19 protein-coding genes are annotated in these 19,839 nt (G+C 31.4%); 11 read left to right on the forward strand and 8 right to left on the reverse strand.

The features are described 5' to 3' along the window. Window positions 1–85: 85 nt before the first annotated feature. From C8C88_RS01970 to C8C88_RS01990, 5 genes are all read left to right on the forward strand, one after another. Window positions 86–1,300, forward strand: coding sequence for a HEAT repeat domain-containing protein (locus C8C88_RS01970; protein WP_121336527.1), 1,215 nt, complete (start codon window positions 86–88; stop codon window positions 1,298–1,300). Next, the gene (locus tag C8C88_RS01975) at window positions 1,297–2,730 is read left to right on the forward strand and encodes a glycosyltransferase (RefSeq protein WP_199711375.1); all 1,434 of its coding nucleotides are present in this window, start codon (window positions 1,297–1,299) and stop codon (window positions 2,728–2,730) included. The genes C8C88_RS01970 and C8C88_RS01975 overlap by 4 nt, the downstream gene beginning before the upstream one ends. Beyond that, complete coding sequence (locus tag C8C88_RS01980) at window positions 2,727–3,977, forward strand: YaiO family outer membrane beta-barrel protein (protein WP_121336529.1); 1,251 nt, start codon at window positions 2,727–2,729, stop codon at window positions 3,975–3,977. Before C8C88_RS01975 ends, C8C88_RS01980 begins: the two co-directional genes overlap by 4 nt. 33 nt (window positions 3,978–4,010) lie before the next feature. Further along, window positions 4,011–4,367 carry a response regulator transcription factor gene (locus C8C88_RS01985; RefSeq protein ID WP_121336530.1) on the forward strand — a complete coding sequence of 119 codons (357 nt, stop codon included), beginning with the start codon at window positions 4,011–4,013 and terminating at the stop codon, window positions 4,365–4,367. 86 nt (window positions 4,368–4,453) lie between these two features. Then, window positions 4,454–5,806, forward strand: coding sequence for a DEAD/DEAH box helicase (locus tag C8C88_RS01990; RefSeq protein ID WP_121336531.1), 1,353 nt, complete (start codon window positions 4,454–4,456; stop codon window positions 5,804–5,806). Window positions 5,807–5,872: 66 nt separating this feature from the next. Here C8C88_RS01990 and C8C88_RS01995 read toward each other — a convergent pair whose 3' ends face one another. Further along, complete coding sequence (locus tag C8C88_RS01995; protein ID WP_121336532.1) at window positions 5,873–6,982, reverse strand: lactonase family protein; 1,110 nt, start codon at window positions 6,980–6,982, stop codon at window positions 5,873–5,875. A gap of 182 nt (window positions 6,983–7,164) precedes the next feature. On the opposite strand from C8C88_RS01995, the gene C8C88_RS02000 reads away from it, so the two are divergent. Genes C8C88_RS02000 through C8C88_RS02015 form a run of 4 tightly spaced genes read left to right on the forward strand, consistent with a single transcriptional unit; the run spans window position 7,165 to window position 11,366 of the window. Further along, window positions 7,165–9,093, forward strand: coding sequence for a BatA and WFA domain-containing protein (locus C8C88_RS02000; RefSeq protein ID WP_121338524.1), 1,929 nt, complete (start codon window positions 7,165–7,167; stop codon window positions 9,091–9,093). Window positions 9,094–9,123: 30 nt separating this feature from the next. Then, entirely contained in the window at window positions 9,124–10,380 is a 1,257-nt protein-coding gene (locus C8C88_RS02005) for a dihydroorotase family protein (RefSeq protein ID WP_121336533.1), read from the forward strand. A 3-nt stretch (window positions 10,381–10,383) separates the two neighbouring features. After that, window positions 10,384–10,713 carry a hypothetical protein gene (locus C8C88_RS02010; RefSeq protein WP_121336534.1) on the forward strand — a complete coding sequence of 110 codons (330 nt, stop codon included), beginning with the start codon at window positions 10,384–10,386 and terminating at the stop codon, window positions 10,711–10,713. Window positions 10,714–10,718: 5 nt separating this feature from the next. Beyond that, the gene (locus C8C88_RS02015) at window positions 10,719–11,366 is read left to right on the forward strand and encodes an alpha/beta hydrolase (RefSeq protein ID WP_121336535.1); all 648 of its coding nucleotides are present in this window, start codon (window positions 10,719–10,721) and stop codon (window positions 11,364–11,366) included. Window positions 11,367–11,394: 28 nt separating this feature from the next. Here C8C88_RS02015 and C8C88_RS02020 read toward each other — a convergent pair whose 3' ends face one another. Both C8C88_RS02020 and C8C88_RS02025 read right to left on the reverse strand, forming a co-directional pair. Then, the gene (locus C8C88_RS02020) at window positions 11,395–11,895 is read right to left on the reverse strand and encodes a hypothetical protein (RefSeq protein WP_121336536.1); all 501 of its coding nucleotides are present in this window, start codon (window positions 11,893–11,895) and stop codon (window positions 11,395–11,397) included. Between the two features lie 10 nt (window positions 11,896–11,905). Then, a complete protein-coding gene (locus C8C88_RS02025; RefSeq protein WP_121336537.1) occupies window positions 11,906–12,670 on the reverse strand; it encodes an MBL fold metallo-hydrolase in 765 nt (254 codons plus the stop codon). A 94-nt stretch (window positions 12,671–12,764) separates the two neighbouring features. On the opposite strand from C8C88_RS02025, the gene C8C88_RS02030 reads away from it, so the two are divergent. After that, the gene (locus C8C88_RS02030; RefSeq protein WP_121336538.1) at window positions 12,765–14,228 is read left to right on the forward strand and encodes a TonB-dependent receptor; all 1,464 of its coding nucleotides are present in this window, start codon (window positions 12,765–12,767) and stop codon (window positions 14,226–14,228) included. 76 nt (window positions 14,229–14,304) lie between these two features. Here C8C88_RS02030 and bcp read toward each other — a convergent pair whose 3' ends face one another. Continuing rightward, window positions 14,305–14,757: a thioredoxin-dependent thiol peroxidase gene (gene bcp / locus C8C88_RS02035; protein WP_121336539.1), complete on the reverse strand. Its 453-nt coding sequence runs from the start codon at window positions 14,755–14,757 to the stop codon at window positions 14,305–14,307. A gap of 164 nt (window positions 14,758–14,921) precedes the next feature. Here bcp and nth point away from each other — a divergent pair, with 164 nt between their 5' ends. Continuing rightward, window positions 14,922–15,572 carry an endonuclease III gene (gene nth, locus C8C88_RS02040; RefSeq protein ID WP_121336540.1) on the forward strand — a complete coding sequence of 217 codons (651 nt, stop codon included), beginning with the start codon at window positions 14,922–14,924 and terminating at the stop codon, window positions 15,570–15,572. Window positions 15,573–15,662: 90 nt separating this feature from the next. Here the strand turns inward: nth and C8C88_RS12905 are convergent, their stop codons facing one another. From C8C88_RS12905 to bglX, 4 genes are all read right to left on the reverse strand, one after another. Beyond that, window positions 15,663–15,806, reverse strand: a complete 144-nt coding sequence (locus C8C88_RS12905) for a hypothetical protein (protein WP_199711376.1) — start codon at window positions 15,804–15,806, stop codon at window positions 15,663–15,665. A 53-nt stretch (window positions 15,807–15,859) separates the two neighbouring features. Next, a complete protein-coding gene (locus tag C8C88_RS02045) occupies window positions 15,860–16,444 on the reverse strand; it encodes an RNA polymerase sigma factor (protein ID WP_121336541.1) in 585 nt (194 codons plus the stop codon). Window positions 16,445–16,723: 279 nt separating this feature from the next. Beyond that, complete coding sequence (locus C8C88_RS02050) at window positions 16,724–17,482, reverse strand: family 16 glycosylhydrolase (RefSeq protein WP_121336542.1); 759 nt, start codon at window positions 17,480–17,482, stop codon at window positions 16,724–16,726. 6 nt (window positions 17,483–17,488) lie between these two features. Next, window positions 17,489–19,795, reverse strand: coding sequence for a beta-glucosidase BglX (gene bglX / locus C8C88_RS02055; RefSeq protein ID WP_121336543.1), 2,307 nt, complete (start codon window positions 19,793–19,795; stop codon window positions 17,489–17,491). Window positions 19,796–19,839 lie beyond the last annotated feature (44 nt).

Raw genomic sequence — 19,839 nt, forward strand, 5'->3', positions numbered from 1 at the left:
AAATATTAAGTGCTGTTTTTCATTAGTCATAGTGTTAATTTTCCATAGTCCCATTTTAAATAACCTGATGATAAATCCCTAAAAAATGACAAACTACTTATGGTTTTTAACTAGAGGCGGCTTTACTATAAATTCCATTTTTTTTTCGGAATATTCTATTCAAAATGTTTCTGAGATACTACAGAATACATTATTTTATATTGAAAATTTATTTCCTACAGTTAAAGGACCTTATGATATATTAAGTTATATTATTATTCCTTTTTTATTGTTCATAATTATCTCACTAGTCATTTTATTGATTGCAAATCGCTATGGTTTTGAAAAAAAATTAATCTTAAAGAAAGAAATTGATAATAGAACAAATGACTTTCTTACTGAAATTATATTTTCAAATCACGAGACAAGCTACATAAAAGAAAAAATTAATGAATTTAAAAAGGAAATTCCCTTTAAGAAAAAATGGTGTAGAGACATTGTTTTAAATAAAATCATTACAATCAAAAGAAATATTAATGGGGTGAGTCCAAATCAAATGTTGTTGATTTACAAATATTTCGGATTTCATTATTACAGCAATAAGCTAATAAGAAGCCGCAGCTGGGAAAACAAATTACTTGGCATCTATCATTATCAAATATTAGAATACAAAATCAAAACTGGTTATATAAGGCCTAATATTTATGTGAAGAATAAATTTTTGAAGTCAAATGCACTAATTGCTGTAATTTCACTTTCTGATCAAAAATTTGATTTTTTAAGTAATTACAAGAAAAAAATATCAACTGCTGATGAGCTTAAAATTCTTGATATAATTTATCAAAAAAAATCCTCATTACCCCAAAAAATCAATGAATGGTTATATAATGAAAACACCTCTATAACCATATTAGCAATTAAATTAATGATTAGATATAGAGAATCCCTAAATATTTCTCAAATCACCTACTTATTAAGTCACTCAGACAAAACGGTACGAAAAGAAACCTTGCTTGCTATCAGAAATTTATATGTAACGGAAGCGAATAGCGTTTTGATAGACTATTACAACACTGAAATTCATAAAAGAAATAAAATTTCTGCTCTAAAAACATTTGGAGCTGTGGGTAATACCGAAACTAAAAATTTTATTTTAAGTCTACTACAAGAAGAAAAAGATTTAGAAGTGAAATTTGAAATGGTTCATTGTATTCATAAAATAGACAGGAACTTTTTCAAAAACTATACAGTAAAAGATGAATCCGAAAATGACATTGTTAGTAGAATTGTTTTACATGTTAATAATCCATACTTAAATTGAATACACTAGAAAACATCATAAAGAACTACGAAATTTATATTTCTTACTATTCAATAAGTTATATTATTTTCTATTTAGTTTTAGCCATATTATCTTGGACAGCAATCAAGAAATATTATAAATCTAAATACTTCTTATTAAAAGAAATATTAGTTAAATCGAATCATGCTATTGGGGTTTCTATTATTGCTCCCGCATTCAACGAAGAAGCTACTATTGTATATAATGTCAAATCATTACTCTTTCAGGAGTACCCTAAATTTGAAGTTGTTATTGTAAATGATGGAAGTACCGATACTACACTCGAAAAATTAATCCATGAATTTAGTCTTGTAAAAGTTGATTTCTTTTATCAGGAAAAAATAATAACACAAACCGTAAGAGGCCATTACAAATCAACTAATCCTATATATGCTAAGCTTTTAGTTGTAGATAAAGAAAACGGGAAAAGTAAAGCTGATGCATCAAATGCAGGTATAAATTCAGCAAAATATGGTCTTTTTGTATGTACTGATGTGGATTGTATTTTAAGAAAAGATACTATTTCAATGCTGGCAAAACCTTTCATCGAAAACACTGAAAAAGTAATTGCGACAGGAGCAGCTATACGAATTTCAAATTCATGCGAATTTAAAGATGGCATGCTCTACAAATCTCATTTTCCTGACAACTTTTTTGCTAGATTTCAAGAACTGGAGTACATACGCTCTTTCTTGTTTGGAAGAATGGCTTGGAGTAAAATAAATGGTTTACTTCTTGTTTCTGGCGGTCTCGGAATGTTTGACAAGGAAACGGTCATTGAAGCTGGTGGATATTGGCACAAATCTCTTGGGGAAGATATGGAGCTGATAACACGAATGAGAAAACTCATGCATGAGAAAAAAGAAAAATTCTTAATAATTTACATTCCTGAATCACTTTGTTGGACAGAAGTTCCTGCAAGCAGAACGGTGTTTTTAAGGCAGCGTGTGCGCTGGGCTCGAGGGCTAATCCAAACTCTATATTTACATAAAAACGTTTTTTTTAATCCGAAATATGGAAAAACCGGACTCTTAGTTTTCCCTTATTATTTCTTTTTTGAATTTGCGGTTCCTGCCATAGAATTTGTTGGATTGCTTGTATTGCTATTAGATTTCTTGTTTTTCAAGCTGAATTATCATTTTTTACTAATTGGAACCTCTTTTGTGTATCTGTTTTATATTACAATTACACTAGTTTCTGTGTTATTAGATCAGTTGATATACAAGCATTATACTGGAATCAAAGAAGTGCTTATTTTAATAGTTATGGTGTTTATCGAACCTTTTGTTTTTCACCCATTAAACGTGTATGCTTCCATAAAAGGATATTGGCATTTCTTTAACCAAAAAGAACAAAATTGGGGAACACAAGTTCGACAAGGTTTTAACATTTCAACAGAAAATTCATGAAAAAAGTATTATTTTTTATTTTGTCAGCTTTTATGTTTAGCCTAAATGTTTCTGCTCAAAAAATTGATACGGATAGTTTATTGGTAAAAACATCTTATGAATTAAATACTAACAAAAATTACGAAAAAGCGATACAGATGGGGCACTTAGGCATCAAAAAAGCTCCTGATTATCTTGATTTTCATTTGATTTTAGGACGAAGCTACATGTTAACTAAACAAGCGGATAGCGCCCGTTTTTATTTGAGTCATGTTATAGACAAAAATCCTAAATATAAAGATGCTTTTTTATATTTAACTAAATTGGAAATTGACGAAAAAAATAGTCCAAATGCAAATGCTACTGCGGACAAAGCATTGCAATTTTATCCAGAAGATAAAGATTTTTACATCTTAAAATTACAAGCAATATCTTTAGAAAATGAGGATGAAAAAACGGTTTCTTTTCTTACTAATTTGACTAAAAAATATCCAACCGATTCTGATTTACAACAGCAGTTGATAGAATTAAAATACAAATCTGTTTCAGATCGTCTTGGTATAAATTATAATATAACCACTTTTGACAGAGATGGAATAGGTCCTTGGCATTTGTTAGGGTTACAATATGTAAGGGAACGCAAGAAATTATCGCTTATTGGAAGGCTAAATTATGCTGACAGACATTCGCTTGGTAATAGCATTAATTCAGGCGTTCAATATGAACTTGAAACGTATTTTAAGAACAATAAAAAAAGCTATTCTAATGCAAATTTATCTTTTAGTAGCGCCACAGTATTTCCTAAATTAAGACTTTCGTATTCATACTATCATAATTTAAATAAAGGTTGGGAAGGTGATATTGGTATGCGATATACAAAAACAACAGATAAAAATTTATACGCTGGTGTTATTGGACTTAGTAAATATATAGGTTCTTATTGGTTGAATTTCAAATCATACTGGCAATCAGATGAAGACAAAATACATCCTGCATTTACTGCCACCGCTAGATATTATTTTGACACTAAATATGATTATTTTACAATATTAGCAGGATACGGAACATCTCCTGACGAAAGAGCTTTATCCGATCAATTGCAACAACGAATCTCTTTAAATTCATATCGAATTGGTGTTGGATATTATAAAATTTTATTTGATCATTTCTGCTCAGGCATACAAACAGGACTTAATCATCAAGAATATATCCCAAATAATTTTCAAAACGAAATTGATTTATCTCTTTCTATCCAATATAAATTTTAAAAATAATATCAAGCAAGAGTAAACTACTATACTATGAAAAAAATATTAATAATTGAAGATGATAATTTGATTATCAAAATTCTAGAATTCATTTTAGAAAGAGAAGGTTACGAAATCTTCATCTCAAAAGATGGCAATGATGGTATAAATAAAATAGGTGAAATTGAACCCGATTTGATTATTACAGATATTATGATGCCTTATAAATCAGGTTTAGAAATAACCGCATATTCTAAAAAAAACTATCCCACTATTCCTGTTATAATAGTTTCAGCATTAGGTAAAGAGGACTTAACCGTAATTGAAGGATTCAAATTAGGTGTCGATGATTTTATCGCTAAACCATTTAATCCTATTGAATTAGTCTTGAGAGTTAAACGTTTTGTTTAGTTATTGTTTTACCTAAAAAATACAACAATACAATAGCAGCGCCAGCATCCTCATAAAAATCGTATCTTTGCAAAAAATATAAGCAAATGACTACTTTTGAACAATTCAACCTTCCTAAATCTGTACAAAAAGCAATAGATGAATTAGGATTTAAAACGCCCACTCCTATTCAGGAAAAATCTTTTTCTGTAATAATGTCTGGACGCGATATGATGGGGATTGCGCAAACTGGAACTGGAAAAACCTTTGCTTACTTATTACCACTTTTAAAGTTATATAAATTTACACCTACTAATACTCCAAAAATCGTTGTTCTTGTACCTACGCGTGAATTAGTTGTACAAGTTGTTGAAGAAGTGGAGAAATTGACTAAATACATGTCAGTTAAAACATTAGGAATCTATGGTGGTGTCAATATAAATACACAAAAAAAAGCAGTTTATGAAGGGGTTGATATTCTAGTAGGAACACCCGGAAGAACCATGGATTTAGCTCTTGATGCTGTGGTTCGATTTGACGAAACTCAAAAATTAGTTATTGATGAATTTGACGAAATGTTGAATTTAGGTTTTCGAACACAATTAACTGCGCTTTTGGCAATGATGAAAACCAAACGTCAGAACATTCTTTTTTCTGCAACTATGACTGATGAAGTAGATGCCGTTTTAAATGATTTCTTCGACTATCCAGAAGAAGTTACTCTTTCTGCCTCTGGAACACCTTTGGAAAATATCAAACAAATTACGTATAATGTTCCCAACTTTAATACCAAAGTAAATCTCTTAAAACATTTACTAGCCACTAACGAAGACATGAGTCGTGTGCTAGTTTTTGTTAACAACAAGAAAATTTCAGACCTACTTCATGACCGAATTGAAGAAGATTTTGAAGGCCAGTTTGGAGTAATCCATTCTAATAAATCTCAAAATTATCGTTTGAGTACTATGGCTGAATTCCAAGAAGGAAATTTACGAGGACTTATCACTACTGATATCATGGCCAGAGGATTAGATATTTCTAATATCACTCATGTTGTCAATTTTGAAATGCCGGAATTACCAGAATTGTACATGCACAGAATTGGTAGAACTGGTCGTGCTGATGCAACAGGAACTGCTGTAAGCTTTATAACTCCTCGCGAAGAAGAAGCTAAAGTTGAAGTTGAAGTACTGATGAATATGGAATTAGACATGGAGCCGTTTCCGGAAGAAGTTGAAGTTTCTATCAAGTTAATAGAACCTGAAAAAGACAGACAACCCGTTAAGTTTCTAATGAAAAAAGTTAAACTGGAAGGCGAAGGTGCTTTTCATGAAAAAGACAAGAAAAACAAAAAAGTCAATCTTGGTGGTCCTTCAAAAACCAAGAAAAAAACGCATGGATCTGTCAATAGAAACATGGTAAAAACAAGAGATAAAAAAAGAAAAGACAAGAACAAATAATACTAAAAAAGGGCTAAAATTAAATTATTTTTAGCCCTTTTTTAATTTATGAAAATACTCCTATTCCTAATTTGGCGTAAATACTAAACAAACTGGCGCACATAAAGCAATTCTTTTTCCAGTATCCGTAAGCTTTCCTGTGGTTTTATTTCTTTTAAAAATAACTACTTCATTCGTATATTGATGTCCTACCAAAAGGAAATTTCCTGAAGGATCTATGGCAAAATTCCTTGGTCCTTTTCCTAATGAACTTGTTTGACCAACTAAAGTTAATTTACCCGTTTTTAAAATTTTAAAAATTGTAATCGTATTAGCTTCACCACGATTAGAGGCGTACAAAAATTTTCCATCAGGTGAAATATGAATATCGGCAGAACTAAAAACTCCTTTAAAATCTTTAGCTAAAATAGTTGTTTCTCCTATCTTTTTTAAGGTACCATTTGCATAAGCAAAAATGGTCAATGCTCCGTCTAATTCCTGCAATAAATATACAAACTTCCCATCTTTACTAAACGTCAAATGCCTTGGTCCGCTTCCTGATTTAACAGAAACACTATCTTTAAATTGTAAGGTTTCAGAAGTCGATTCAGGATTGTATTTATAAATATAGATTTTATCATTCCCTAAATTATTTGACAAAATATATTTTTTATCTGGCGAAAAATAGACCATATGTACATGAGGTCCTTCTTGTCTTTTAGTATTAATTCCTTTTCCAAAATGTTGAATTACCTGTTTCGATTTAGAAATACTACCATCCTCATTCTTGCCAAAAACCGCGATGTTTCCACCCGAATAATTAGCTACAATTACATTTTTATCATCATTAATTAGGTAACATGGATCTGCACCTTCTGCATTTTGTTTGTTCAACAAATCTAATTTGCCACTTTTAGCATCAAATGCAAAAGCGCTTACGGTACTTTCAGGTCCACTTTCATTTACGGAATACACAAATTTATTGTCCTTTGAAATTGTCAAATAACTAGGATTTATAACCTTTTCTGTTGAATTTTTGAAATTAAAATCAGCCGTTTCCGAATCAAAATCATAGACATAAATTCCTTTACTATCACAACTATTGGTATAGGTTCCAATAACTAAATTGTTTTTTTTGTTTTGTGCTTGCACGCTGGTTATAAGTATTAATAAAAGAGCAACATAGGTGTTTTTCATATTTTAAAATTTTATTGAAAAGCTAAAATACATAATATATTTAGAAAGAATCACATTTGTTTATCGCTTTGAAAAATTATAACAATACCATCTTAAACTGTCAACAAATTTGTATTTTTGGCTAACATATTTCAATGAAATACATTGGAAATAAATTTACTGAAGTAAATCTCAAAGCCAGAATGCATTTTAAACACCCCGAAATTTTATACTTTCTATTTCTGCTGATCGTTCCTATTTTGGTTCATTTATTTCAATTAAGACGTTTTAAAAAAGAATACTTCACGAATGTTCGCCTACTAAAACAACTTTCGATTCAAACTCGAAAAAGTTCTAAAATAAAGAAATGGTTGCTTTTAGGATGCAGAATGCTACTATTAACTTGCTTAATTTTAGCTTTTGCCCAACCTTTTTTTGACACAAACAGTAGTACAAACAATTCTAATGGAACCTATATTATTCTAGACAATTCCTTTAGTATGCAAGCCAAAGGCAAAAAAGGGGAATTATTAAAACGTGCCATTCAAGATTTATTGGAACAAACTCCTGAAAACAAACCGTTTTCACTACTTACAAACTCAGAAGAATATTGGGATACGGATATAAAATCAATTCAAAACACCTTACAAAATCTAAAGTATAGTGCTTCTCCTTTTCAATTAGGCACCATAATCACGAGATTAAAATCACATCAATCGGCTTTCAAAAAAAACATTATAATCATTACAGATGCTGTAGGACTTGATTCTAAACCGCTTAAAAATAGTGACAAAAATGATACTCATTACTTCATTATTCCAAAAGCAGAACAAAAAAACAATGCTTCAATTGATAGTGTTTTTATCCATCAAACTTTAGATGATTTTTATGAAATTACAGTTTCCTTATCTCGTTTTGGGACTAATAACAAACCAATTCCTATTGCATTATACAACAATAATAAGCTTATTGCCAAAACAATAACGCCTATCGACAACAAGAACAAAAGCATTAATTTTACCATTCCAAAACAAGCGTTTCATGGTTATGTTTCGATAATTGATAATGGGTTGCCTTATGATAACACGTTCTATTTTAGCATTCCAAAAACAAAAAAAATCAATGTAATAAGTATTGGCGAGCCCGAAAAAAGCAATTTCCTTTCTCGTATTTACACTTCTGACGAATTCAATTTCAACAACTTTAGCATTTATTCATTAGATTATAATAGTATCGATAAGCAAGACGCTATTGTTTTAAATGAACTGGATGAAATTCCGCAGGCGTTACAAACAACTTTGAAATCCTTTGTAGCAAAAGGAGGCAATCTGATCGTGATTCCTTCGGCAAAAACGGTAATACCAGACATGAATTCATTTTTGATGAATTTTGGAAACATCCAATTTAAATCTTTGAATTCTACCGAAAAATTAATTACAAAAATCCATTTTAACCATCCCCTTTTCAATGGTGTTTTCGAAAATAAAATTACTAATTTTCAATATCCAAAAACAAAAGTGTCCTTTTTGATATCCAGTTCAAATCCTGCCGTTTTATCGTATGAAGATCAAAGTACTTTTTTGAGTTCTATACCAACTAATGTTGCAAACGTAGCTGTTTTTGCTGCGCCAATAAATAGCATAAATTCAAATTTTCAACTGTCTCCATTAATTGTACCGACGTTTTACAAAATGGCGCAAAACAATCAAAATCAAGGCGTAAATTCGCAAATAATTGGCAATAGCAAGCCCTATCTAATTGACGCTTCTCTATCAAAAGATGCCGTTTTAACAATCAAAGGAGTTGAAGAACAATTTATTCCTTTACAACAAATTCTAGATAATAAAGTCCAAATGGTTTTTAATGATTATCCAAAACAGGATGGTAATTACACCATTTTCAATAAAAAAGAACCTATTGGAAACGTCAGCTTCAACTATAAAAGATCCGAAAGTGACTTGTCAAACGTCAATGAATCTGCGATTTCAGATTACAAAATAACAGAATCAATTGCCTCCGTATTCGATAGTTTACAAACCAACCAAACGGGCAATCAAATTTGGAAATGGTTTCTTATCTTTGCACTGTTATTTCTACTAAGTGAGATGGCAATTATACGATTCGTAAAATAAAAAACGAACTTCCAATAATTAAAAAACAATATGAAAATAATCATCCGAGAAGCAAAAATTATCGATCCTAAAAGTCCTTTTCACAACAAGACTTCAGATATTTTAATTGTTGATGGTTTTATAAAAAAAATAGGAACTGCGCTTTCAAATTCAGAAAATGCAGATGAAGTAAAATTACCTAATCTTCATGTTTCACAAGGATGGTTTGATAGTAGTGTTTCGCTTGGAGAACCAGGTTTTGAAGACAGAGAAACTATTTCAAATGGACTTGAAGTAGCTGCAAAAAGCGGTTTTACAGCAATTGCACTACAACCAAACGCTAACCCTATTATAGACAATCAATCACAAGTTAATTTTGTTAAAAGCAAAGCAAATGGTTTTGCAACCCAACTTTATCCAATAGGTGCCTTGACAAAAGAAAGCGAAGGAAAAGACATGGCAGAATTGTTTGATATGAAAAAGGCTGGCGCGGTAGCTTTTGGAGATTATAATAAAAGTCTAGATAATGCCAATTTGTTAAAAATAGCATTGCAATATGTTCAAGATTTTGACGGATTAGTAATTGCATTTGCTCAAGATGATAAAATAAAAGGAAATGGCGTTGCTAATGAAGGGATTGTTTCCACTCGATTAGGTTTAAAAGGAATTCCTAATCTTGCCGAAGAATTACAAATTGCCAGAAACTTATTTCTATTAGATTATACAGGAGGGAAATTACATATTCCAACTATTTCTACAGCAAAATCTGTAGCACTAATTAAAGATGCAAAAGCCAAAGGATTAAATGTAAGTTGCAGCGTTTCTGTTCACCATTTGACCTTAAACGATTCAATTTTGGAAGAATTTGATACCAGATATAAAGTAAGTCCTCCTATCAGAACTGAAACGGACAGACTTGCCTTAATTGAAGGTGTTCTTGACGGAACAATAAATATGATTACATCTGACCATAATCCTATGGATATTGAACATAAGAAAATGGAATTTGATAATGCAAAAAACGGAACTATTGGATTAGAAAGTGCATTTGGCGCTTTAACCAATGTGCTTCCTTTAGAAACAATAATCGATAAATTAACTGTAGGAAAAACAATCTTTGGCATTGAAAACCAAACTATTAAAGAAGGTGCTAAAGCCTCGATAACTTTATTCAATCCTGACGAAAAAAGTGTTTTTACAGAGCAATACATTTTATCAAAATCAAAAAATTCAGCTTTCCTTGGAATGGAAATGAAAGGAAAAGCATATGGAATTGTGAATCAAAACCAACTGATTCTTAACAAATAAAGCATGAAAAACAACGCAATTGAAGCTGGAAAAACTACAGCAATTACAAGTTATATTCTAGGAATTGGCGTATTTATAGCGATGTCAATGAATTCTGAAGATAAAAATGCATTTGCCTCTTTTCATATTCGTCAAGGATTAGGACTAACTTTAACTTTTATTTCATTAGGATTAATCATCAGTAATTTTGATAGTTTAATGATCTCAGCTCCTATGTGGATTTTTGTTTTTGTGCTTTGGTCTTATGGTATAACTAGTGCCATAAAAGGAGAAACAAAACCTGTTCCTCTTTTAGGAAACTATTATCAAAAATGGCTAATTAATATCTCCTAATTACAATGAATTTATCCCTAGAATATCTAATACGAGAACCCAAAATAAAACAAGAAAAAAATCCTTTGCTGCTTTTACTTCATGGTTACGGCAGTAATGAAGCTGATTTATTTTCGTTTGCTTCTGAGCTTCCAGATGAATATTACATCATTTCAGCACGGGCTCCTTATGATTTACAATATGGAAGTTATGCTTGGTATGCAATCAATTTTGATGCAGATCAAAACAAATTTTCAGATTTCGAGCAAGCTAAAGTTTCTAGAGATTTAATAGCAACTTTTATAGATGAGTTAATTAAAACCTATCCCGTTGATGTGAAAAACATCACCTTAGTTGGTTTCAGCCAAGGATCAATTCTAAGCTATGCTGTGGCACTTTCACATCCTGAAAAAGTTAAGAATGTAATTGCATTAAGTGGTTACATAAGCGAGCCTATTTTTGAAGAAAATTATAAAAACAATGATTTTTCAAAGCTTTCTATTTTTGCTTCGCACGGAACTGTAGATCAAGTTATTCCTGTAGAATGGGCTAGAAAAACAAAACCATTTTTGGATAATTTAGGAATCGAATCAACTTATAAAGAATATCCTGTAGGACACGGAGTAGCGCCTCAGAATTTTTATGATTTTAAAAATTGGTTATTACAACACTAAAAAAAAGGTTCTAATTAGAACCTTTTTTTTATTTCTGATACAATAAAGACTGATTAACTTCGAAGGATATACTTTCGTCATCATTGACAAAATATTTTAATAGAACTTCACCCCAAATTTCACCATCACTAAAATCAGCAATAATCCATCTGTGATTTAGAATTTTTACTTTATTTATAATAAATTTATTAGCCCCTATTTGATCTTGTCCCGTATACGGATTTCCCTTTGGATTAGAATTAAAATCCAATAATTTTTCCGTGACAAAAGGGATTAATTTTTCATATTGAATGGTCTTTTCCGAGGCAGTTGATTCAAAATAATTTTGTGCATTTTCGTTTTTTTCCAAAGAAAAATAATTAGCATCAGCAAGTTTAGCGGTTACTGAATTCAAACTATCTTTTAGTCTTGTAGTCACTCTTTTATATTTATTTTGCTCAAAACTAACTTCTTTACTTAAAAACATATACGTAAAAACAGTCATCAATAAAGAAAGAATAAAAAGATAGAGCAATAATGATTTTTTCATTTTAGGTGATTTAAATTGTAATTTCTAAATTATCGTAAGCCAGAAAAATATTTTCAGGCAACTTTTGTTGGACTTCTTCATGAAAGCCTAAAATATGACTTATATGAGTCAAAAATGCTTTTTTTGGTTGCACCAAATTTATAAAATCCAATGCTTCCTGCAAATTAAAATGAGTCTCGTGAAAAGTATCTCTTAACGCATTAATAACGAGAACGTCGAGGTTTTTCAATTTAGCTATTTCCTCATCTTCAATTGTTTTTACATCCGTCAAATAGGCAAAATTTTCTATTCGGTATCCAAAAACTTGTAAATTTCCATGCATCGCATTAATAGGAATAGCGATTTTATCTCCAATAGAAAATGGTTCATCATTAACAACTTCGATGGTTTTTACAGAAGGCGCTCCAGGGTATTTATTTTCTGTTTCAAAAACATAATCAAAGCGTTTTTTAAGATTATCAATCACTCGCTGATGACCATAAATAGGCATTTCTCCTTGTCTAAAGTTAAAAGGCCTAATATCATCTAAACCAGCCGTATGATCCGCATGTTCATGAGTAAACAGAATTCCGTCCAGTTTTCCACAATTAGAAGTGAGCATTTGCTGTCTAAAATCAGGTCCACAATCAATCACAAAAGAATGCGCATCCCAATGAATCCAAACAGAAACTCGGAGTCTTTTATCCTTAAAATCAGTACTTTTACATACTGGATGGCTACTTCCTATAATAGGGATTCCTTGTGATGTTCCGGTACCTAAAAAATATATATTCAACACTCTTGTTTTTTTTACAAAAATAGGGTTAAATATCTTTCTTTAGAAGCCTATTTTGTTAACTTTGTAACATTATCAGCCTATTTAAATAAAAATGGATACCAAAAAAATAAAACTCAAAGGAGACAAAGCCATAGAGCAAGTACCTTCAATTAAAGACAAGGCACTACGTATCAATTTAAACGAAAATATTTACGGGACTTTTGCCGAAATTGGTGCTGGTCAAGAAACCGTTCGACATTTTTTTAGATCAGGTGGTTCATCAGGAACAATTGCAAAAGCCATGTCAGCTTATGACAAAGATTTTAGTGATGCAATATATGGAGTTGAAGAAGACGGTCGTTATGTAACTGAAAGCCGACTTAAAAAAATGCTTTTTCATGAAGTTGATATCATGGAGAGAAGGCTTAACAGAGAGAAACATCCTAACAAAATGTTTTTCAGTTATGCTAATACCGTTGCTACTATTGATTTTGCTAAACAATTTAAAGGCCACGGCTGGGTAGGTATTCGTTATCAAATTGAGCCAACAGAAGAATACAACGAAATCATAATTCATATTCGGTTTAAAGAAACTGATTCGCGTTTACAACAAGAAACTCTTGGTATTCTTGGGGTGAACTTGATTTACGGAGCTTTTTACAAATACAACGATCCAAAAAAATTATTGCGTTATCTATATGATCATTTAGATAAAGACCAATTAGAAATTGATACAATCAATTTTTCAGGACCTCGTTTTGCTGATGTAGATAATCGTTTGATGAGTTTACAATTAGTAAAAAACGGAATGACTGATGCCGTAATGTTCAATCCAGAAGGCAAAAACATACTTCCAGCTGCTATTTTATACAAAAAAAACATACTTGCTTTTAGAGGAAGTTTCCGTCCTGTAACAAAGGTAAACATGGATATGTATGAGAAATCATTGAAAATGTTTTTGGAAGAAAATAAAGTTGAAAAAGAAAACACCTTAGTTATTTTTGAAATCACACTTTCAAATTTACGTTCTGATGGCGAAATTGACGAACGAGATTTTATGGATCGTGCGCAATTACTTTGTTCATTAGGACAAACGGTAATGATATCAAACTTTCAAGAATATTACAAAGTGGTTGAATATTTTGCAAATTATACCAAAGCTAGAATGGGATTAGCGATGGGTGTAAACAATTTAGTCGATATTTTTGATGAAAAATACTACCGCCATTTGAGTGGAGGAATTCTAGAAGCCTTCGGAAAATTATTCTATCGTGATATGAAAGTGTTTTTATATCCTATGTTAGGCGATAATGGCGAAGTAATAACATCAGAGAATCTTAAAGTTCATCCTAGAATGAAAGAATTATATAAATTCTTTAAATTTAACGGAAAAGTAGTTGATATTGATGACTACAATCCTGAAATTCTAGAAGTTTTCTCTCGTGAGGTTTTAAAAATGATTAGTCAAGGAAAACCTGGATGGGAAAGCATGTTGCCTTCTGGTGTTGCTGATATTATCAAAGCGCAACATTTATTTGGCTACGAACCTAACAATTTTTTGACCGTTAGTAATTAGATTCAAATTACAATTTAAACATAAAAAAAGCGAGGAAAGATTAATTATCTGTTCTCGCTTTTTATTTAAAATGTATTTATTTTAGTATCTGAGCAGCGTGGGCTTTAGTTTTCACATCGGTAATTACCTCATCTATAATTCCGTTTTCATCAATTACAAAAGTGCTCCTATTTATACCATCATATTCTCTTCCCATAAACTTTTTGGGACCCCAAACCCCAAAAGCTTCTATTACTGATTTATCCTCATCAGCTAATAATGGAAAAGGGAAATTATATTTATCTTTAAACTTTGCTTGTGCTTTTTGTCCATCGGCACTAACTCCTAAAAGGGCATAATTATTAGCTTGAAATCGTTCAAAATTATCTCTTAAATCACATGCTTCAGCTGTACATCCTGGTGTATTCGCCTTTGGATAAAAGAAAACAACTAATTTATGTCCTTTATAATCCGCTAATTGATGTGATTTACCGTCTTGGTCAAGTCCTGAAAAATCAGGTGCTTTATCTCCTTTTTTTAATGTTATCATCTTTTTAAATATGGTTTAAAGTTATTAAGTATGTCCAAATTACGATGTCGTTTTCTTTTATTTAATTATTGGAAAAACCATTAAAAACAAGAATTTACAACACAAAACTGAATTAGGCATCTAATAGAATTTATACTATTTTTACTGTATATAAAAATACAAAAATGAACAAACAGGAACGTGTAACATTTGTTATAAATACGTTAAAAGAATTATATCCTACAATTCCTATTCCATTAGATCATAAAGATCCTTATACGCTTTTAATAGCAGTTTTGCTTTCCGCACAATGCACGGATGTTAGAGTAAACCAAATTACACCTTTGCTATTTGCAAAAGCTGACAACCCATACGATATGATAAAAATGTCGGTTGAGGAAATCAAAGAAATCATTAGACCTTGTGGGTTATCACCAATGAAATCAAAAGGAATTCATGGTTTATCACATATTTTGATTGACAAATATGATGGCAAAGTACCACAAAGTTTTGAGGCTCTAGAGGAATTACCAGCCGTAGGTCATAAAACAGCGAGTGTTGTTATGTCGCAAGCTTTTGGTGTTCCTGCGTTCCCTGTAGATACGCACATTCATAGATTGATGTATCGATGGAATCTGACCAACGGAAAAAATGTAGTTCAGACAGAAAAAGATGCAAAACGCCTTTTCCCAGAAGAATTATGGAATGATTTGCACCTTCAGATTATTTGGTACGGAAGAGAATATTCTCCTGCACGAGGTTGGAATTTAGAAAAAGATATTATTACACGAACTATCGGTAGAAAATCAGTCTTAGAATCCGTAAATCAGAAATAATTTTCATAAAAAAATTCACTATTTACTTAACAATAAATAGTGAATTTAAGAATTTGCTTTTTCATTAAAAACAAAAAGTACTTTTCAATTTTAATTAGAGATAATCTCGAAAGTATTATTTTTAGTTTTTATAATATTTAGTGCTTTAGAGTAATTTAATAAAAACGAAACTACTTCCTTGTTGGGTTTCATTTTTTTAGCACCTGCAATTTTTTTAGAGTAAATTTTCGCCATATTACAATTTGATTAGAATTTCATAATACAACGCATTTATTCTTCAAATAGTATTAATTCGTTAAAATAATTTGATGTTTGTCGATAACTTTTCTCATATTCATTAACGCATAACGCATTCTACCTAAGGCAGTATTGATGCTAACACCTGTAATTTCTGAAATTTCTTTAAAACTCATGTCTTGATACATACGCATAACCAAAACTTCTTTTTGATCAGCTGGTAGTTCTTCGATAAGCTTTTTTAAATCTAATTCTACTTGTTCTGAAATTATTTTATTTTCAATAGTAAGTGAATCATCAGACATTATAGAGAAAATAGAAAACTCTTCTGTTTCTCTGAATAAAGGCATTTTCTTGTTTTTTCTATAATGATCTACAATAAGATTGTGGGAAATTCGCATAACCCAGGGTAAAAATTTACCTTCTTCATTATAGGAACTTGATTTAAGTGTTTTGATTACTTTAATAAAAGTATCTTGAAAAATATCATTTGATATATCTCTGTCTGAAATCTTAGAGTAAATAAATCCGTAAATTTTAGATTCGTGCCTTTTGATTAATTCTGCTAAAGCATTTTCATTGCCTGCAACATAATCTTGTACTAACAGGGCGTCTGTAAGTTGTAAAGTAGCCATAATTATACTTTTTAATTTAGTTAAAAATTCGGGGGTAAATTTTTTAAAAAAGTAATTTTTTGCTATAGGCTACTTATAGATTTTGGTTAGTTATTTGCCAAATTTAACAAATATTTATTTTAAGACACAAATAAAATTAAGAAAAATTAAGATTTTTTAAACAAATTCAATAAATAAAGGGATTTATTTGTGATAAATCGAATACATTAACAAGTTCTTTCAGAAAACCAAACAGATAATAAAAGGCGTAAAACAATGCTTTACGCCTTTAAACAAATCTTATTGATATACTTTAACATAATCAATTATGAAATCTTGTGGGAAAATTGAATCATCAACAGCTGGTCCACCAAAATTTCCACCAATAGCTACATTTAGAATAAAATAAAACGGCTTATTGAATGGCCAAGTATCTTCATTTTTGACTTCTGGTTGAAAAGTATACACCAAAACTTCATCTACATAAAACTCCATTTTATCTTTCGTCCAATCCAAAGCAAACACATGAAACCCTTCTTCAATAGTAGGGAATTTGGTTTTCTTAGTGTTTATAGTATTACCATGACTGTCTTGAGTATGCAAAGTGGTGAATACCATATGTGGCTCTTTTCCAATATATTCCAAAATATCAATTTCACCTGACTTTGGCCAACCAATCTGATCAATATTCTGTCCTAGCATCCAGAATGCTGGCCAAATTCCGGAACCAACAGGAAGTTTTGCTCTGGTTTCCATTCGACCATACAAAAAAGACCTTTTATCTTTTGTTGTAATTTTGGTTGAAGTATACTTGTTTAATTCTTTCTTGGCATGAATAATCAGGTTTCCATTCTTGATTTCATGGTTTTGGGTAGTATAAACTTGACGTTCATTATTACCCCAGCCACACAAATTAGGACAGCCATCGCCGAGCTCAAAATTCCATGTTGATTCATCCAAAGTTGGCTGATTGAAATTCTCTTCCCAAACCAGTTTCCTTTTAGTTTGTTGGGACCAACATAGGTTTGTAATACATATTAAAATTAAAAGTTTCTTCATTTTGAATTAATTAATAAATTGAAAATCAGCTTCCATAGTTTTCTCAGAATTCCCTCCTATAAAAACTTTAAAATCTCCTGCTTCGGCTTCCCATCTTGAATTAGCTGTAAAATATTGAATCGTTTTTTCATCAATTGAAAATACTACTTTTTTAGTTTCGTTTGGCTTTAGCTCAATCATTTCAAAACCTTTTAGTTCTTTTACTGGACGAGTTATACTTCCTATCAAATCTCTAATATACAACTGAACTACTTCTTTACCAGCTACTTTTCCAGAGTTTTTAACATTTATAGAAACCTCAATTTTTCCGTCTTTAGCAAATGTGTTCGAAGACAATTTCAAATCAGAATATTCAAATTTAGCATAACTTAATCCAAAGCCAAAAGGATAAAGTGGTGTGTTTTTTTCATCAATATAATGAGTCCAAAACACGCTATCTGGTTCATTCATGATAGGTCGTCCAGTACTTTTTGCATTATAATACAAAGGAACTTGACCTATATTTCTAGGAAAAGTCATAGGTAGTTTACCGCTAGGATTATAATCCCCGTATAAAACTTGAGCAATAGCATTACCACTTTGAGTTCCTAATTGCCATGCTTCTACAATTGCAGGAATATTTTTAGCTGCCCAAGGAATTGCTAATGGACGACCATTATTTAATACCAAAACAATATTAGAATTAACTTTATAAATCTCTTCTAATAACTCTTGTTGCACTCCGGGCAAACCAATATCAGCTCTACTCCTACCTTCTCCAGATTGCAAACCATGCTCTCCCAAAACCATAATAACTACATCCGCGTTTTTTGCCACAGCAATAGCCTCTTCAAATCCAGTCTTGTCTGTCATATTGATTTTGGTTTCCCAAATAAACTGAGTTCTACCTACTGCTACATCAGCACCTTTAGCAAAGCTAAGTTGGTTTCCTTTATATGCTTGTAAACCTTCTAAAACAGAAACTGCAGTATTATCATCAGCAGCGATTCTCCAGCTTCCTAAAGGACTCGTTTTATCATTTGCTAATGCGCCAATAAGAGCAATTTTTTGACCTGATTTTTTTAATGGAAGTAATTCATTTTCATTCTTTAACAAAACTATTGACTTTCTAGCCATGTCCAAAACCCCTTCTTGAATAGCTGGACTTCCGATAGTTTCTTTTTCACGGGTTTCGTCGCAATAACGATATGGATCATCAAACAAACCTAATTCAAATTTAACTTTTAAAATTCTTTTAGCTGCATCATCAATCAGGCTTTCTTTTACTTTGCCTTCTTTAACTAATGCTACTAAATGATCAACATAAGCACTTGATTCCATATCCATGTCTGAACCAGCATTCAAAGCAATTTCAGCGGCCTGTTTACTATCTTTTGCATAACCATGAGGAATCATCTCGTTGATAGAGCCCCAATCAGAAACTACAAAGCCATCAAACTTCCAGTCTCCTTTTAACACCTGTCTTTGCAAATATGAATTTCCTGTTGCCGGAATGCCATTCAATTCATTAAAAGAATTCATGAATGTTTTGACACCAGCATCAACAGCAGCTTTGAAAGGTGGGAAAATAGTATTTTGCAAAGTTGACTCGCTTACATCTACCGTATTATAATCTCTCCCTGCTTCTGCAAAAGCATAGCCTGCAAAATGTTTGGCGCAAGCCAAAATGTTTTTATTTGATTTTAAATCTCCTTGAAAACCTTGGATTCGAGCTACAGCAATTTTACTTCCTAAATAAGTATCTTCACCAGCACCTTCCATAACACGTCCCCAACGAGCATCTCTTGAAATATCAATCATCGGTGCAAAAGTCCAATTTAATCCTACCGATGAAGCTTCTTCAGCAGCAATTTCAGCCGATTTTTTTATCGCTTCTAAATCCCAACTTGCGGCTTCCGCCAATGGAATAGGGCTAATAGTTTTATACCCATGAATAACATCAAAACCAAAAATCAATGGAATCCCTAATCGAGTTTGTTCTACAGCAATTTTCTGTAATGCCCTCACATCTTTAACACCTTTTACATTTAGCATCGAACCTACTAATCCTTTTTTAAGGTCTTCGTATTTTTTTGCTGCCTGCCCTTCTTTTGGAGTTGGGCCTGTAATTTCCCAAAATCCATTATATTGATTGAGCTGTCCTACTTTTTCTTCTAAAGTCATTAACTTCATAACAGAATCAACTTTAGTTTCTAAAGTATTTTCTTTCGAATATGAAATTGGGGATTTCATTATTTTACTGCTACAACCTACTAGTAAAAAAGTGATTATAGAGAATGATGCAAAGGCTAATTTATATCTTATTTGTCTCATTTTTTTTATGCCATTAAAACTAAAAGGCCGGAAGATAACCGGCC

Source organism: Flavobacterium sp. 123, from assembly GCF_003634825.1.
GTDB lineage: Bacteria > Bacteroidota > Bacteroidia > Flavobacteriales > Flavobacteriaceae > Flavobacterium.